We start from the raw sequence: 14,900 nt of genomic DNA on the forward strand, positions 1-14,900 counted from the left end.
CCTGCCATGCCAGGTGGATACCAGGGGAGTGCCAGGTGTGATCGAACGCGATGGGGAACGCTCAGGCCCGTAAGTGCTCCCGCAGTCGCCCTCGTTGGCCGTTTTCGGCCGGTCGGGGTGGCGTCGCGTTGTGGAAAGGCGCCCGCTCGGGGGCAGGCCGCCGATGTGGTTCTTACTCGGAAGAGACACGGGCGGATTTATGACTTCGGAAATTCTCCACCATTCGCGTCGCATGCCGTTTCCCGCGCGGCTCCGCGTGGTGTTGTTCATGGAGGACCAGATCCTGCGCCTCGGGGTGCAGGCGATCATGTCGGGTCTCGCGACCGGTGTGGAGACGTACTTCGCGGCGAACGAGTTCGACTTCATCGGCAAGGTGCGCGAACACGCCCCCGACGTGGCGGTGTTGACCGCGACCAACCGGCGGCTGTGGACGGTCGTCGGGGAAGCCGGGAGCACCGGGGCGACCGGAAGGGTCGGGACCGCCGGGGGTGTCGGGACCGCCGGGGGCGAGAACCCGTCACCACGGCTGCTGTTGGTGATCGAGCAGCATCAGACGGGGGACCTGGCGGGGCTGCCCGCCGACGGTTATCTGATCCGGCAGGACCTGTCGGCGGCCGGAATGGCCCGCGCCCTCGACCAGTTGGCGGCCGGGGAGATGGCGATTCCGGTGGAGCTGGGCCGCAGCCTCATCCAACAGGCGGCGGCAGCGGCCCCGGTGAAGCGGCGCGGGGCGCTGACGTCACGTGAGAACGAGACGCTGGTGCTGCTGGTGCGCGGCCTGAGCAACAAGCAGATCGGCAGGCGCCTGTTGATCTCCGAGCACGGCGCCAAACGGCTGGTGAGCAGCGTCCTGCTGAAGCTCGACGCCACGAACCGGACCAGCGCCGTCGTCAAGGCGATCAGGATGGGGCTGGTCGACGAGGCGACGCTGGCGGACACCGCGAACTGACGGCTGCGCCCGCCCGCGTGAGACGTGAGCCCGTACGGACAGGGGCCGTACGGGCGCGGGCGGCGCTACGGCCACAGGCGGCGCGGGCGCGGGCCGTACGAGCGGAGACGGCACCGGCACCGGCACCGGCACCGACAAACGAGCGGCGGCCGCACGCGCCCACCTCGCCCGGCCGCAGGCCCCAACGGCTCGCCTCACGCGCCCGCCGCGAACACCCGCGTAAATTCCGTTGAACATTCGGCGTACGAGGCGGCCAACCCCGCCGTACCGCGCGGGCGCGCGGCTAGTGTCAGCGGCCGTGACCTCCGTTCCCGACATCGACGACGGCGCCGGGACCTCCGCGCGGCCGGCCCCCGGAACCGACCGGGCGCCGGGCCTGGACGCCCGCCCGGAAGCGGTCCCGACGCCCCACGGCCCCGGCGAAGGCGACCACGACCGCGACGGCGACCGCACGACCACCCCGTACCCCCTCCCCGTCCGCCTCGCCGCGGCCCTCCTCGGCCTCGCCGCCGTCGCCGCCATGTGCTGGAGCGGGCTCAACCACGACGTGCGGTACGTCCTCGGCGGCATGCGGGCGAGCGGGCGCGGCGGGATTCCGGCGTCCGGCACCTTCGTGCACCGGCCGCTCGCGTACCGCTGGCCGCTGTCGTGGCTCGACCACCTCACCGCCGGGCCGGTCGCCGTGCGCGAGGCGTCGATACGGCTGCTGGTGATCGTCGTCGCGGCGGCCGTCGTGTGGTGGCTGCGCCAGGGCCTCGCGCGCCATCTGCCGCGCCGCGAGGCGAACGCGGTGGCGGGAGCCGTGGGGCTCGCGCTGCTCTTCGCGCCCGCCTGGGACTTCCTCCAGCCGGAGTGGGTGGCCGTGCTGTGCGCGGTGGCCGGTCTCGCCGCCGCGCTCGCGCCGCGCCGCACCTGGGTGGCCGTCGGCCTCGGCGGCGTGCTGGTCGCGCTCGCGGTGCTGGTGAAGTACACGACCGCGCCCACGGCGCTGCTGCCGCTGGGCGCGCTCCTCGTCCTGGACCGGAGGCGCGGCTGGCTGACCACGGCAGCCGCCGCCGTCGCCGCCGCCGCGGGCTTCGCGCTGGCGATCCTCGTGCAGCCGCGCGAGTGGCGCTGGTTCAACGAACTGTCGGCGCTGAACCCCAACACCCCTTTGCAGAACGGCCTGCACTCCGCCGACGTGCACGCGCTGATCACCACGGTCGGCACCGAGGCGCTGATGAACCCGGTGGTGGCGCTGCTGCCCGCCGCCGTGGTGCTGCTCGCGCGCGGCAGCGCGTCCCGCGCCGCCCGCTGGGCGTGGCCGCTGCTGACGGCGGCCGGGGTCGCGGGCGTGCTGGCCGCGCTGGTGGTGCAGGGGCAGTGGTTCCAGTACCACCTGGCCGCGCTCCCGGTGCTGGCCGCCGCCCTGTGCGGTCTCGCCGTCGCCCGCCGCCCCGACCTGCCGCTGCTCGCCGGGGCCCTGCTGCTCGGCGTCGCCGTCCCCCTGATCGCCGGGCAGTCCTGGAACTGGCGGCACGCGCACGAGACGGCCGCGTACACGCTGGTCTCGGCGGTCGTCGTGGCGACGCTGCTCACGGCCTCGCTGCACGGGCGAGCACGGGTACGGGTACAGGTACGCGTACAGGCACGGGTACCCGGACAGGTGCCGGTACGCGCCCCCTCCCCCGGCCTCCTCCTCCGCTCCGTCCCGGCCCTCGCCCTGCTCCTCGCGCTGGCGATCCCGGTGTGGCCGACGACGCCGTACTCGTACGACACCCGGCACTCGACCTTCACCTCGCTCGAACGCGCCGACACCCGGCACGAGTTGACCCGGCGGCTGACCGGGGTCCGGCACCGTATCGGCGCGGACACCCCCGTCACGTACCTGGCGTTCGGCGACATCGGCTATCTGCTCGGCAACCCGACGCACTGCCGCTACCCGACGCCCGACTTCCTCCAACGCACGCGCTACGACCGGTCGATCACCAGTCAGGTCAGCTACCGCGAGAATCTGCGCTGCCTGAGCGACCCCGCCTCGCGCTACGCCGTGCTCGACACCTTCTGGTTCCCGCTGGGCCAGGTCGCGCCCGAGGCGGCGGACACGATCCGCGGCCGGTTCGACTGCCACCGGCCCGTCGCCGCCCTGCCCGCCTACCACTTGGTGATCTGCCCGCGCCGCTGACCCGCTGTCGGCGGCCCGGACCGGGGGTTGTCCCCACCGGGCGTTCGGGTGACAGCTCCATCGATCATGGTGCGCGGCGCGGGTTGGATGGACGCAGTCCGCACGGGGCGGGCCCGGGTCGTCCAACGGGGAGCCGTCATGAGGGTGTCGTTGTCGGGGAAGCGCACGATCGTGGCGGCGTGGTCGGTGGCACTGGCCGCGTCGGCGCTGGCGGCGGTGCCCGCGCACGGCTCGGGCGGCCGACACCACTACGGGCAGGGGGACTTGCGCGGCGACCTGGCCGCGGTGCGGGCCGCGGGGGACGGCCAGGTCAATGTCGTGGCGCGGGTCGACACCCCGGACGGGCCGCTGCGGGCGCGGTTCGGCACGGCGGGACGCGGCTCCAAGGAGCCCGTCCCGTGGGAGCCGGAGTTCCGCGCGGCGAGCACCACCAAGACCTTCACGGCGGTCGTGGTGCTCCAACTGGCCGCCGAGGGCAAGCTGTCGCTGGACGACACCGTCGAGCACTGGCTGCCCGGCGTGGTGCGCGGCCACGGCAACGACGGCTCGCGGATCACGGTGCGGGACCTGCTGCGGCAGACCAGCGGGCTCTACGACTACGTGGCCGACCCGTCCGTCCAGGACCGGCTCTTCCACCACTTCGACGAGAACCGCTACGACGTGACGCCCGCCCCGCAGCTCGTCGCCCTCGCGATGAGCCACCCGCCGCTGTTCACACCGGGACCGGCGGGTACGGCCCGGCAGTGGGCGTACTCCAACACCAACTACCTGCTGGCCGCGATGATCGCGGAGAAGGCGAACGACAGGGCGGAGCGGACGGCGGGCGGATCGGGCGCCACCTGGCGGGAGTTGGTCGAGCATCGCGTCATCGCGAAGCTGGGCCTGCGGCACACGTACATCCCCGGCGACAATCCGTTCCTGGTCGGGCCGCACGAGCGGGTGACCGTGGACGCTCCCGGCGGCGGGGTGCTCGACGCGACCGAGCTGAGCTTCCAGCACACGGCGGACTCCGGGGTGGTGAGCACGCCGGGCGACCTCAACACCTTCTTCCGGGCGCTCGCGACCGGCGAACTGCTGCCCGCCGAGCAGTGGCGGGAGATGCGCGAGACGGTGCCGTACGACGATCTGCCGGTGCCGCCGTCCGGCAGGCAGGGCGGTTACGGGCTCGGGCTGCGGGTGGTCCCGCTGAGCTGCGGCGGCGTCTCCTACCTGCACGAGGGCGACGGTTTCGGCGTGTACACCCGGCCCGCCGTGAGCGCCGACGGCCGCCGCGCGGTGACGGTGTCGGTGACCACCACCACCGCGCTGATCGACCAGGACAAGGTCAATCGCGCGGTGGAGGCGCTCACCGACGACGCGCTGTGCGACCGTCAGGCGCCGTGACCCGCGCCGACGGCATCACGAACGGCGCGGGTCGCACTCCGGTCAGGCGCTGTAGACCTCCAGTTCGGAGAGCTGCCCGGCGGGCCAGCCGGTGTTGGCGGTGAAGTTCAGCCGCACGTAGCGCGCGGTGACCGCCGACGGCAGGTTGATCGTCACGGAGTTCCCCGACGCGGGGTTGAACGTGTAGTTCTGCGCGGGGATCTGGGTGGTCAGCGGGACGCTGGGGCCGGCCTGTACGGAGATGGTCTGGGAGCGGGTGCTCCAGGCGGTGGGCGGCGGCAGCTTGAGCACCAGCCGCTTGACGGTGGTGGTGAGGCCGAGGTCGACCTGGATCCACTGCGGGAAGGCGTTGTTGTTGCTCTCCCAGTACGAGTTGGGATCGCCGTCGACCACGTTGCCCGAGCCGTAGACCTGGGTGTGGCTGCTCTCCGAAGTGGCCTTGCCCAGGGCGAGGTTGGTGCCCGGCGGCACGGTCGTCGCGTCGGTGGTGACGCTGACCTGGTTGGACGCGGGGGACACGTTGCCCGCCGCGTCGACGGCCTGGACGGTGAAGGTGTAGGCGGTGGACGGGCTGAGCCCGGTGACGGTGGCGGTCGTGGCGTTGCCCGCCGCGCTGGCCGCCTGGGTGCTGGTGGAGCCGGTGACCCGCATGATCCGGTAGCCGGTGACGCCGACGTTGTCGGTCGAGGCGGTCCAGGCCAGCGCGGCGGTGGTGTCGGTGTGCCCGGTGACGTGCAGCGTGCCGGGCGCGGTCGGCGGTACGGTGTCGCCGCCGCCGGAGACCAGCGGCTGGGTGGGGCGGACCGCGGTGAGGGCGATCTGGCCCTTGAGCATCTTGCCGCCGTCGCCGGTCAGCCGCAGGTAGTAGTCCGAGGAGCAGGCCGTACCGTCCTCGTCCAGCGCCAGGAAGCCGGAGTTGGTGGGCGTCCACGCCTGGGACTCGGCGGTCTTGGCGATCTGGTTGCCCTCGTTGTACTCGTCGAACATCGAGATGTAGATGCCCTGCACCCCGGCCCGGCAGACGTTGTAGAACTGCCGCCACATGAAGTCGCCGTGCGCGCGCTGCCGTCCGGAGACGTCACCGGGCAGGACGCACGGCTGGTAGTCGATGCCGTGCGCGGCGCAGTCGGCCTCGTCGCCGACGGTGTAGGTGTTGTAGGCGTTGTCGGAGTCGCCCGCGTTGCCGATCGCGCCGACCATCCACGGCGAGATCATGTTGAACGCGTGGTAGACGTCCGAGTAGCCGGTGCGGGTGCCCGCGCCGCCGGTGCGCCACTCGCGCGGCACCCCGCCGATGACGTAACAGCCCTGTCCCTTGAACCAGTTGATGACGTCGATGCAGGCGTCGGTGCTGAACGGGTGGTTGTTGTCGTTGAAGCCGAAGCCCCAGATGCAGACGACCGGCTTGCCGTTCTGCGTCGCGTACGCCGAGGAGGCCGTGTGGGCCTTCATCTTGTTGGTCCAGTCCGTCTTGATCTCGGACTGCATGTTCGTCCAGCCGGTGACGTCGTACATGATGTAGAACTTCCGGCTGTGCGACTCCGCGGCGCTGCGCACCTTGGTGGCCATCGCGTCGCGCGTCGGGCCTTCGCCGCCGGTGGGGTTGAAGCGCTGGAGCGCGGCGGTGTCGATGCCGTACTGCTGCATCCACTGGAAGTGCGTGTCGACGGTCTGCTGGTCGTAGGACGAGAAGAGCGTCGCGGGCTGGCCGTTGCCGAGGGCGGCGTATCCCGTCTGGTAGGTGTGGGTGTACTCGCGCATGTCCGGCCAGCTACTGATGCCGGTGTTGGACGGTGACGGGGTCTGGCCCCAGTTCTGCGTCCAGTGCCACCAGCCGTTGATCGGGGCGCCGTCGCCGATGCAGGCGAACCAGCCCTGATAGCCGACCGTGACCTTCCCGACCACGTCTCCCGGCCCGCTGGCCGCTGTCGCGCTGCCCGCGGCCGCGGTCTCCGCGACACCTAGGGTTCCTGCCGCAGTGGCCGCTATGGCGGCTTGCAGGAAGACCCGGCGTGTGACACCCATCTGGACTCCTCCGATCGGCTGTCAACTCCCGCCGCCCGCGCGGCCGTCGGGCACTCGGGTGAGTGCTCGGGCGAGTGCTCTGCGGCAGGGGCCGGAAGTCTGGTGCGGGGGATCGTAACGACAGGGTTACGTGAGCGCAATAGATCGCGCAGCAGGCGAAATAATTGACAGAGATGACGCAAGAACCGTTCTGTCGTGGTTTTCGGTGGTGCCGCGCGGGATGGGCGCAAAGGTTCACAAGATTGGAACCGGGATCTCAGCGGAATCCAAGAAACGATTCATACGGTCCTCCGCATGGATGACGAACAGACGTCCGGCGGAGCTGGGGGTGACGCCGGGAGCGGGGCCGGAGACGTGGCCGGAGACGTGGCCACGGACACAGCCTGGGACGATGCCGGGAACGAGACGGGGAGCGGGGCCGCCGCGCACTGGTGGACCCGGCGGCCCCTCGTGGTGTCCACCACGACACTCGCGGTGATCGCGGTGCTGACGCTGGCCACCGTCATCCAGTCGCCGTCCGCGCGGGCCGGGGCGGACGGAAAGGCGACCAGCGGCGCGACGGACAAGGCGTCCCCCTCCCCCGCCCCCACCACCGCGAAGCCCTTCACCCCGGCGCAGGCGCCCTCGACCGCCACGCCCTCGACCGCCACGCCCTCGACCACCACGCCGCCGACCACCACTCCGCCCTCCCCCTCGGCCGCTCCCCCGCAGAAGACGACGGCCACGCCCGCGCGGGACACCCAGGCCGAACTGCGCGCGGCGATCAAGGCCCTGTCCGACACCGGCTCCGGGCACTTCTCGGTCGCCGTGACCGAACTGGGCGGGGACAGCGACGACAGCGGCAGCACGGTCGCCACGTACGACAGCGGCGACACGACCGCGTACGACACCGCGAGCATCGTCAAGGTCGACATCCTGGCGGCGCTGCTGCTCCGGCATCAGCGCGCGGGCACCCAACTGACCTCCGAGCAGCGCGACTTGGCCACCGACATGATCGAGCAGAGCGACAACGACGCGGCGCTCGCGCTGTGGGAGGCCATCGGCGGCGGCCCGGGGCTGGCGTCCGCCAACGCCTCGCTCAGCCTGAGCCACACCACCCCCGGCAGCGGCGAATTGTGGGGCCTGACCCAGACCACCGCCGCCGACCAGATCACCCTGCTGCGCGCGGTCTACGGCGACGGCGACGACTCCCCGCTCAGCGCCGCCTCACGCGACTACATCTCGGACCTGATGCACGCGGTCACCGCCGACCAGCGGTGGGGCGTGTCGGCGGCCGACTCCGACGGCGGCGACTACGCGCTGAAGAACGGCTGGCTGCCGCGGAGCGCCACCGGCCTGTGGGACGTCAACAGCATCGGGAAGGTCGAGCACGACGGCCATACGCTGCTGGTCGCGGTGCTCTCCGGCGGCCATGTGTCGGAGCAGGACGGGATCGCGCTGGTGGAACGGGTCGCGGAGGCGGCGGCGAAGGCCGTGACGTAAGGAGAAGGCCCGTCCCGCAGGAAGCCAGGAAGCCAGGAAGCCGCCCAGGGGTGCCCGGGACTCCGGCGCTCAGCCCGCCGACCAGGCGATGACCGGCGGTACGACGCGGGCGCACAGCGGGTGCCCCTTGGGGTCGGTGAGACCGAGGCGCCCGGTGAGCCGCCCGGACCGTACGGCGGCGGCGAGCACGTCCGGCTCGACGGCTTCGAGCAGCAGCTTGGCGCGGCGGAACACCGCGAAGGACCCGTCCGCGCCGACCCCGCCCCACGACAGATAGACGAAGCGCCCGCCCGGCCCGCCCTGCACGTAAGGGCCGGTCAGCTCGGTGCCGTCCGCGACCGTCCGCGCGACGCACTCCAGCGTCCATACGGCGCGGTCCGCGTCGCCGGGGGTCGGGTCGAGCAACTCCCCCGGTTTCGCGCGCCGTTGAACGGCGACGTGGATGTCCGTGTATCCGGGTAAGCCGGGGGCGGCGGCGCAGGCGCGACCGGGAAGGCCGGTGCCTTCGATGCGGAGCGTGACGGGCGTGGAGGTGCCGGGCGTCGCTGGGGCCATGCGGTCATTCTGGCATTCCGCGCGTCCGGCCGGACGGGTTTGTCAGTTTGGATTGACGCGACATCGCGCGTCAGCCTAGCCTGACACCCATGGATACCAACAGTGTCTCCGCGGCCGTGAACTCGGACGACCCCGCGGTCGGCCTGCGGGCCGTCGGCGCGCTGCACCGGCTCGCCGAACAGGTCGAGGCCGCGCATGTGGCGCTGGCCCGCCGGAAGGGCTGGTCGTGGGAGCAGATCGGCGACGCCCTCGGGGTGTCGCGTCAGTCGGTGCACGCGAAGTACGGAAAGTGAGGCCCCCGATGCCGGAGAACACCGCTCACGCCCGGTTCAAGCTCGTCATGGAGCAGGCGGGCGAGGAGGCCGCCCGGCGCGGCGACCGCCGGATCGGCACCGATCACCTGCTGCTCGCGCTGCTCCGCGACGAGTCCGCCCAGCCCGCCCGCGCCCTCGGCGTCACCCTCGCCGAGGGGCACGCGGCCCTCGAAGCGCTCGACCGGGCCGCCCTCGGCTCGCTCGGCATCCACCTCGACATCCCCCTCGCCCCGCCGCCGGTCCGCGGCCGGCGGCGTATCACCCTCAATTCGGCCGCCCGCGCGACCGTCGTCGCCGCCAAGCGCGAGGCCGAGCGCGAGCGGCGCGGACGCCGTATCGAGCCCCGCCATCTGCTGCTCGCGCTCCTGCCCGCCCCGCACCCCGACCCCGCCGCGACGCTGCTCAGCGCCCTGGACCTCGACCCGGCCACCGTCCGCGAACGCCTGGCGGGCTGCTGAGCCCACCGCCGCCGGGCGGTCCTACGCCTCCGCCGGAGCCAGATCGTGCGGCGCGATGCCCAGGACCCGGTGGAGTTCGCGCTCGCCGAGCGCCGTGACCTTCACCGCGCGGCCGGTGCCGATACGGGTGGCCCAGGCGCGGGTGAGGACGAGGCGGCAGAGTTCGGCGCCCGCGGTGCCGCCCAGGTGGGGGCGCCGCTCGGTCCAGTCGAGGCAGGGACGGGCCAGCGGGCGGCGGGACGAGGGCGGCCCGGACAGATCCGCGCCGAGGCCGGTGAACCAGGCCACGCCGTCGTCGGTGAGGGCGAAGCCGGTGTCCTGCCGGAGCAGGCCGTTGCCGGTCAGCGCGTCGGTGAGGGCCACGCCCAGCCGGCCGGCGAGGTGGTCGTAGCACGTACGGCCGCGCGCCATCGCCCGGCCCGCGCTGTGCGCCCGCAGCCCGGCGCCCGTGGTCCGGGGTACGGCGACAGCCACCCGTTCCGCCATGTCCTCGACGAATCGGGCCGCTTCGGGACCGGCCAGGCGTACGTAACGGTGCCGCCCCTGGTGTTCGCGGGCCAGCAGCCCGCCGTCGACCAGGCGGGTCAGGTGCTCGCTCATGGTGGACGGCGCGACCCCGCAGTGCCGGGCCAGCTCCCCGCTGGTCCAGGCCCGCTTGTCCAGCAGCGCCAGGCAGACCGCGGCCCTGGTCTCGTCGGCCAGGAGCGCGGCGAGGGCCGCGAGCCGGGGGACGGCGGGGTCGGCGAGCGCGGGCGTACGGGGGTCGCCGGTCCTCGGCGCCCCCGGGGTCCTGGTGCGGGTGGTCATGTCCCCATCCTCACCCCGCGACGTTTCGGCGGCCACCGAAAGGCGGGGGCGGGAGGGCGCGGGGTCCGAGGCGCTACGGGGACGGGCGTCGGTGCGGGGACGGGGGTGGATACGGGGTTGGGCGTCGGTGCGGGGTTGGGCGTCGCTACGGGAACGGGCGTCGCTACGGGAACGGGCGTCGGCACGGGAACGGGCGTCGGTACGGGTTCGACCGTCGGCGGGAACCGTCCTTCGGCCCCGAGCCCGGGCCCGCGCAACGGACGGCGGGCCCGGGCCGGTTGGACCGGCTGCTCGTGTGACGAGGCGTCAGCCGGTGGGCGCGGCCACGTCGATGAGCACCTTGCCGATGACGCTGTCCTCCACCGCCTGGTGGGCTCGGGCGGTCTCGGCGAGCGGGAAGCGGTGGAAGGGCAGCCCGGCGTCGGGGCCCGCGTGGAGGGCGTCGTCGGCGACGGCGGCCGTGACCGCCGCGACGGCGTGGGCCTTGGCGGCGGGCGGGACCGTGTAGACCAGGACGCCCTGCCAGCGGAGGTTGAGCGCCATGGAGGGGCGGACCGGCACGGCGGCCGAGGCGTCGTCGTCGGCGTAGAAGGCGATGACGGCGTCGGGGGCGGCGACGGCCCGGTCGAGGGCGGCGTTGGCGGCCGGGGCGACCTCGACCACGATGTCGACGCCGTCCGGGGCGATCCGGCGGATCTCGGCGGCGGCGTCCTGGGCGCGGTAGTCCACGACGTGATGGGCTCCCGCGGCCCGCGCGAGGTCGCCCTTGGCGGGTCCGCTGACCGTGCTGACGACGGTGGCCCCGGCCCAGCGGGCGAGCTGGATCGCGGCGTTGCCGACGGCGCCCGCGCCGCCCGCGACCAGGACCGTACGTCCGTCGAGGGCGCCGGGGGCGAGGCGCTCGGGGCCGCCGTCCGCGACGGTGAGGGCGCGGTGCGCGGTGAGGGCGGGGATGCCGAGGCTCGCGCCGAGGTCGAAGGAGGCGTGGTCGGGCAGGGCGACGGCCTGGCCCGCGGGCAGCGCCACGTACTCCTGCGCGGTGCCGTCCGCGCGGCCGTACGCGGCCTCCCAGATCCAGACGCGCTCGCCGATCCGCGTCTCGGGGACGCCGGAGCCGACCGCGTCGATGACGCCGGAGCCGTCCTGGTTCGGCACCTGCGCCGAGGCGGGGGCGGTGTTGCGCCGCGACTTCCAGTCCGTCGGGTTGACGCCGGAGACGTGGACGCGGACCCGTACCTCGCCGGGTCCCGGCTCCGGGACCGGGCGCTCGGTGAGCGTGAGGACGTCGGGGCCGCCGTTGCTGGTGTAAGTGATCGCCTTCATGCCGCGTACAAGTGACGTGCCCGCCCGTTTCTTCCCCGTGGCCGGAATCCACTGGTCCATTTGATCCGCCCGCCGCGTAAATCCCGGTGCCCGCCGGGCCGCCGGGTGATCCTTGGCCGCAAAGCACCGGCCAGGCCGACCCTGGCCGGGACCACCGGCCGGGCTGCCCCCTGGCCGCGGCTATGAGGCGGCCGGGACTTCCCCGGCCGCGACCACCGGCACGACCTGGAGCGCCCATGACCACTCCGGATTCCCCCGTCGACCGCACCGGCACCTTCTACGAGGCGGTCGGCGGCAGTGACGCCCTGCGCCGCCTCATCGACAGCTTCTACGAGCAGGTCCTCGTCGATCCGCTCCTCGCCCCGGTCTTCGTGCACTTCACCCGGGCCCATGTCGACCATGTCGTCGTCTGGCTCACGGAGGTCTTCGGCGGCCCCGCCGAGTACACCGCCCGCCTCGGCGGCCACCAGGCCCTGCTCTCCCAGCACCTGGACCTGCGGATCACCGAGGAACAGCGGGCGCGCTGGGTGGAGTTGATGCTCGCGACCGCCGTGAAGGAGCTGCCCGCCGACGCGTTGCTGCGGCAGCGCTTCGCCGAGTACATCGAGTGGGGCACGCGGATCGCCATGTCGGTCTCCCACCAGGAGAGTTCCGATCTCGGCGACCCCGGTCCCGTACCGCACTGGGGCTGGGACGGGCTGGCGCGATAGTCCGGGTATTCCGTGAGTAAAAATTCGTCGCCGCCGGCTCCGGCGGGCATATTCGGAATAGCCCCGTCCGAAATTCTCCCCGGCGGGAATCGGCAGGTGGACGTTTGCGCATTCACCGCTCAACCCCTTTACGGGGCGGCCGAGTTCGGAGTCGTAGCCCTTTTGGGCAGCTGTTCGCCCGGCGAGCGCGCTTGTTATGGTGCCGGGCATGAAAACCTCCGAAACGCTGACACCGTTACTGCTCGATCATTTCGGCCAGAACCAGCACGAGGAGAACGTCGAGCTGCGCGCGCTCGGCCCGGTGGCGCTGGTGGAACTGCCCGGCGGGGTACCGGCCTGGGCCGTCACGCACCACGAGACGCTGCGGCAACTGCTGGTCGACCCGCGGGTGTCGAAGGACCCGCGGCAGTGGCCGCGCAACACCGAGGGGCGGCTGCCCGAGGACTGGCCGCTGCTGAACTTCGTCAGCCTCCCCGGGATACTCACGCGGGACGGCGCCGAGCACCGGCGGCTGCGCGCGCTCGCGGGCCAGGCGATGACGCCCCGCCGAACCGCCGCGCTGCGCCCGCGGATCGAGGAGCTGGCGCACCGCCTGCTGGACGAAGCGGCCGCGCGCGGCGACGAGTTCGACCTGCGCGAGGATTACGCGCTCCCGCTGCCGGTCAAGGTGATCGCCGAACTGCTGGGCCTGCCGCCGATGGACGGCGAGCGGCTGCGTACGCTCTCCGACGCCGTGCTCAGCAGCCACCCCGCGGCCAAGGGCAACCAGACGCAGGAGGCCCAGGACCAGCTCCTGGTCCTGCTCGCCGAGGCGGCACAGGCCAAGCGCGAGAGCCCCGGCGACGACCTGACCAGCGCGCTGATCGCCGCCAGCGAGGAAGGCGACCGGCTGAGCGAGGACGAGGTCGTGGTCATCATGCTCACCGTGCTGGTCGGCGGCCACGAGACCACCGTCAACCTGATCACCAACGCGGTCAGGGCGCTGCTCGCCAACCCGGGACAACTGGCACGGGCCCGGTCCGGCGAGGTCTCCTGGGGCTCCGTCATCGAGGAGGTCGTGCGCTACGACTGCCCGGTCGGCCACTTCCCGCTGCGCTACGCCCTCGAGGACATCCCGGTCGGCGACGTGGTGATCCGGCGCGGCGAGGCCATGCTCGCCTCCTACGCCGCGGCCGGCCGTGACGACCAGCAGTTCCCCGACGCCGACAGCTTCGATGTCGCGCGCCCCAATTCCCGCCAGCTCTCCTTCGGCAACGGCCAGCACTTCTGCATTGGCGCCGGACTGGCGCGGCTGGAGGGCGAGATCGCGCTGAGCGTCCTGTTCGAGCACTTCCCGAAACTGCGGTTGTCACGGCCGTCGGGGTGCCCGGTGCGGTCGTTCATCATCAACAGCGCCAGCGAACTGTGGGTTTCCGGTTCGGGCTCGGGTTCTTGACTCCGGTTTCAGCTCGGGTTCTTAACTCCGGTTCCAGCTCGGGTTCCAGCTCGGACTCCGACTCCGGCGAATGGGCCGTAATTTCCTGGGCTCCGCTGACGCCTTCGGTGGACACGAGGGTTCACCTCTGCTCGTAAACTGAAGGCGTGGCATTCATGAGCACCCCGCACCGCTGCTTCCCGTGACCGGGAGCCTTCGAGGGCGATGCCGGACGGCGTCGCCCTCCTCGGCGTGCCCATAACGCCGCCTTCTGGCTCGTTCCGCCCGCGGAGCGGGAATCCGGGCGCGCGCGGGCGCGGTCCCTTCCCTTCACCGTTGCCAGGAGTGCTCTCCATGCCCGTGCCGCTTCCGCCTGCCCTCGCACAGATCCTCGATGTCCTGCGCTGCCCGATCTGCCGCGGCCCCCTCCGGCCGGACCGGGGCGCGTTGCGCTGCCCCGCGGGCCACACCTTCGACCTCGCCCGCCACGGCTACGTCGGCCTGCTGACCGGCACCCGCGCCGTCAGCGCCGACGACGCCGCCATGGCACAGGCCCGCGCCCGCTTCCTGGCCACCGGCGCCTACCTCCCCATCCGGCACGCCGTGGCCCGACTGGCCGCCGACGCCGGGCCGGGCACCGTCCTGGACGTCGGCTGCGGCACGGGCTACTACCTGGCCGGTGTGCTCGCCCGGCTCACCGACGCCCGCGGCCTGGGGCTCGACGCCTCGGTACGCGCCCTGCGCTCGGCCGCCCGCGCCCACGAACGAGCCGCCGCGGCGAGCTGGGACGTCTCCCGCCGCTTCCCGGTCGCCGACCGCGCGGCCGACCTCGTACTGAACGTCTTCGCGCCCCGCAACCCGGCCGAATTCCGCCGGGTCCTGCGCCCGACGGGCCGTCTGATCGTCGTCCGTCCGACCGACCGCCACCTGGCCGAACTGCGGCACCGCGTACGGGCCATGGTCACCGTCGACCCCGCCAAGGAACAACGCCTGCACCACGCCCTCGACCCCCACTTCATGGCCGCCAGGACCGAGCGGGTCGACTACCTCGCCCCGCTCACCGGGTCCGACGCCCTGGACCTGGTGGGCATGTCACCGAGCGCCCGTCACGTGAGCCGCGCGGACGCCGGGAGCGGCCCGCTGCCAGGTCACGTGACCGTCTCCGTCCTGGCCACCGTCTACCGGCCGCGGTGACCGTCCGGGGGGGGGGGGGGGGGGGGGGGGGGGGGGGGGGGGGGGGGGGGAGGGAGAGGGGAGGGGGGGGGGGGGGGGGGGGGGGGAGGGGGGGGGGGAGGGGGGAGGGGGAGGGGGGGGGA

At 73.1% G+C, this 14,900-nt stretch carries 13 protein-coding genes; 9 read left to right on the forward strand and 4 right to left on the reverse strand.

All coding sequences use genetic code 11. From position 1 onward, the window contains the following. Positions 1–268 precede the first annotated feature (268 nt). The 3 genes from ACZ37P_RS01760 to ACZ37P_RS01770 all read left to right on the forward strand — a co-directional run bounded on the left by ACZ37P_RS01760 (position 269) and on the right by ACZ37P_RS01770 (position 4,496). Positions 269–949, forward strand: coding sequence for a response regulator transcription factor (locus ACZ37P_RS01760; RefSeq protein ID WP_467344303.1), 681 nt, complete (start codon positions 269–271; stop codon positions 947–949). 298 nt (positions 950–1,247) lie between these two features. After that, complete coding sequence (locus ACZ37P_RS01765; RefSeq protein WP_467344304.1) at positions 1,248–3,113, forward strand: hypothetical protein; 1,866 nt, start codon at positions 1,248–1,250, stop codon at positions 3,111–3,113. Between the two features lie 138 nt (positions 3,114–3,251). Then, positions 3,252–4,496: a serine hydrolase domain-containing protein gene (locus ACZ37P_RS01770; protein WP_467344305.1), complete on the forward strand. Its 1,245-nt coding sequence runs from the start codon at positions 3,252–3,254 to the stop codon at positions 4,494–4,496. A 42-nt stretch (positions 4,497–4,538) separates the two neighbouring features. Here ACZ37P_RS01770 and ACZ37P_RS01775 read toward each other — a convergent pair whose 3' ends face one another. Further along, positions 4,539–6,521, reverse strand: a complete 1,983-nt coding sequence (locus tag ACZ37P_RS01775; RefSeq protein WP_467344307.1) for a galactose-binding domain-containing protein — start codon at positions 6,519–6,521, stop codon at positions 4,539–4,541. A 294-nt stretch (positions 6,522–6,815) separates the two neighbouring features. On the opposite strand from ACZ37P_RS01775, the gene ACZ37P_RS01780 reads away from it, so the two are divergent. Continuing rightward, the gene (locus ACZ37P_RS01780; protein ID WP_467344309.1) at positions 6,816–8,003 is read left to right on the forward strand and encodes a serine hydrolase; all 1,188 of its coding nucleotides are present in this window, start codon (positions 6,816–6,818) and stop codon (positions 8,001–8,003) included. 69 nt (positions 8,004–8,072) lie between these two features. On the opposite strand, the gene ACZ37P_RS01785 is transcribed toward ACZ37P_RS01780, so the two are convergent. Then, positions 8,073–8,558, reverse strand: a complete 486-nt coding sequence (locus ACZ37P_RS01785) for a DUF5990 family protein (protein WP_467344310.1) — start codon at positions 8,556–8,558, stop codon at positions 8,073–8,075. Positions 8,559–8,647: 89 nt separating this feature from the next. Here ACZ37P_RS01785 and ACZ37P_RS01790 point away from each other — a divergent pair, with 89 nt between their 5' ends. Both ACZ37P_RS01790 and ACZ37P_RS01795 read left to right on the forward strand, forming a co-directional pair. Beyond that, the gene (locus tag ACZ37P_RS01790) at positions 8,648–8,851 is read left to right on the forward strand and encodes a helix-turn-helix domain-containing protein (protein WP_355334380.1); all 204 of its coding nucleotides are present in this window, start codon (positions 8,648–8,650) and stop codon (positions 8,849–8,851) included. Between the two features lie 8 nt (positions 8,852–8,859). After that, on the forward strand, positions 8,860–9,330 hold the full coding sequence (locus ACZ37P_RS01795) for a Clp protease N-terminal domain-containing protein (protein ID WP_355334382.1): 471 nt from the start codon (positions 8,860–8,862) through the stop codon (positions 9,328–9,330). 21 nt (positions 9,331–9,351) lie between these two features. Here the strand turns inward: ACZ37P_RS01795 and ACZ37P_RS01800 are convergent, their stop codons facing one another. Both ACZ37P_RS01800 and ACZ37P_RS01805 read right to left on the reverse strand, forming a co-directional pair. Continuing rightward, entirely contained in the window at positions 9,352–10,137 is a 786-nt protein-coding gene (locus ACZ37P_RS01800) for an ArsR/SmtB family transcription factor (RefSeq protein WP_355334384.1), read from the reverse strand. A 306-nt stretch (positions 10,138–10,443) separates the two neighbouring features. Continuing rightward, positions 10,444–11,460 carry an NADPH:quinone reductase gene (locus tag ACZ37P_RS01805; RefSeq protein ID WP_391159978.1) on the reverse strand — a complete coding sequence of 339 codons (1,017 nt, stop codon included), beginning with the start codon at positions 11,458–11,460 and terminating at the stop codon, positions 10,444–10,446. 236 nt (positions 11,461–11,696) lie between these two features. On the opposite strand from ACZ37P_RS01805, the gene ACZ37P_RS01810 reads away from it, so the two are divergent. From ACZ37P_RS01810 to ACZ37P_RS01820, 3 genes are all read left to right on the forward strand, one after another. Then, positions 11,697–12,170, forward strand: coding sequence for a group II truncated hemoglobin (locus ACZ37P_RS01810; protein WP_355334388.1), 474 nt, complete (start codon positions 11,697–11,699; stop codon positions 12,168–12,170). A gap of 208 nt (positions 12,171–12,378) precedes the next feature. After that, a complete protein-coding gene (locus tag ACZ37P_RS01815; RefSeq protein ID WP_402712169.1) occupies positions 12,379–13,605 on the forward strand; it encodes a cytochrome P450 family protein in 1,227 nt (408 codons plus the stop codon). 333 nt (positions 13,606–13,938) lie between these two features. Then, complete coding sequence (locus tag ACZ37P_RS01820; RefSeq protein ID WP_467344314.1) at positions 13,939–14,778, forward strand: putative RNA methyltransferase; 840 nt, start codon at positions 13,939–13,941, stop codon at positions 14,776–14,778. Positions 14,779–14,900 lie beyond the last annotated feature (122 nt).

This window comes from Streptomyces sp. NPDC024632, from assembly GCF_055559175.1.

What these genes read in the sequence shown, in the direction of transcription:
- ACZ37P_RS01775 (WP_467344307.1), bottom strand. Translation starts at nt 6,521, where the DNA reads ATGGGTGTCACACGCCGGGTCTTCCTGCAAGCCGCCATAGCGGCCACT.
- ACZ37P_RS01810 (WP_355334388.1), top strand. Translation starts at nt 11,697, where the DNA reads ATGACCACTCCGGATTCCCCCGTCGACCGCACCGGCACCTTCTACGAG.
- ACZ37P_RS01820 (WP_467344314.1), top strand. Translation starts at nt 13,939, where the DNA reads ATGCCCGTGCCGCTTCCGCCTGCCCTCGCACAGATCCTCGATGTCCTG.
- ACZ37P_RS01815 (WP_402712169.1), top strand. Translation starts at nt 12,379, where the DNA reads ATGAAAACCTCCGAAACGCTGACACCGTTACTGCTCGATCATTTCGGC.
- ACZ37P_RS01780 (WP_467344309.1), top strand. Translation starts at nt 6,816, where the DNA reads ATGGATGACGAACAGACGTCCGGCGGAGCTGGGGGTGACGCCGGGAGC.
- ACZ37P_RS01785 (WP_467344310.1), bottom strand. Translation starts at nt 8,558, where the DNA reads ATGGCCCCAGCGACGCCCGGCACCTCCACGCCCGTCACGCTCCGCATC.
- ACZ37P_RS01795 (WP_355334382.1), top strand. Translation starts at nt 8,860, where the DNA reads ATGCCGGAGAACACCGCTCACGCCCGGTTCAAGCTCGTCATGGAGCAG.
- ACZ37P_RS01805 (WP_391159978.1), bottom strand. Translation starts at nt 11,460, where the DNA reads ATGAAGGCGATCACTTACACCAGCAACGGCGGCCCCGACGTCCTCACG.
- ACZ37P_RS01770 (WP_467344305.1), top strand. Translation starts at nt 3,252, where the DNA reads ATGAGGGTGTCGTTGTCGGGGAAGCGCACGATCGTGGCGGCGTGGTCG.
- ACZ37P_RS01800 (WP_355334384.1), bottom strand. Translation starts at nt 10,137, where the DNA reads ATGACCACCCGCACCAGGACCCCGGGGGCGCCGAGGACCGGCGACCCC.
- ACZ37P_RS01760 (WP_467344303.1), top strand. Translation starts at nt 269, where the DNA reads ATGGAGGACCAGATCCTGCGCCTCGGGGTGCAGGCGATCATGTCGGGT.
- ACZ37P_RS01790 (WP_355334380.1), top strand. Translation starts at nt 8,648, where the DNA reads ATGGATACCAACAGTGTCTCCGCGGCCGTGAACTCGGACGACCCCGCG.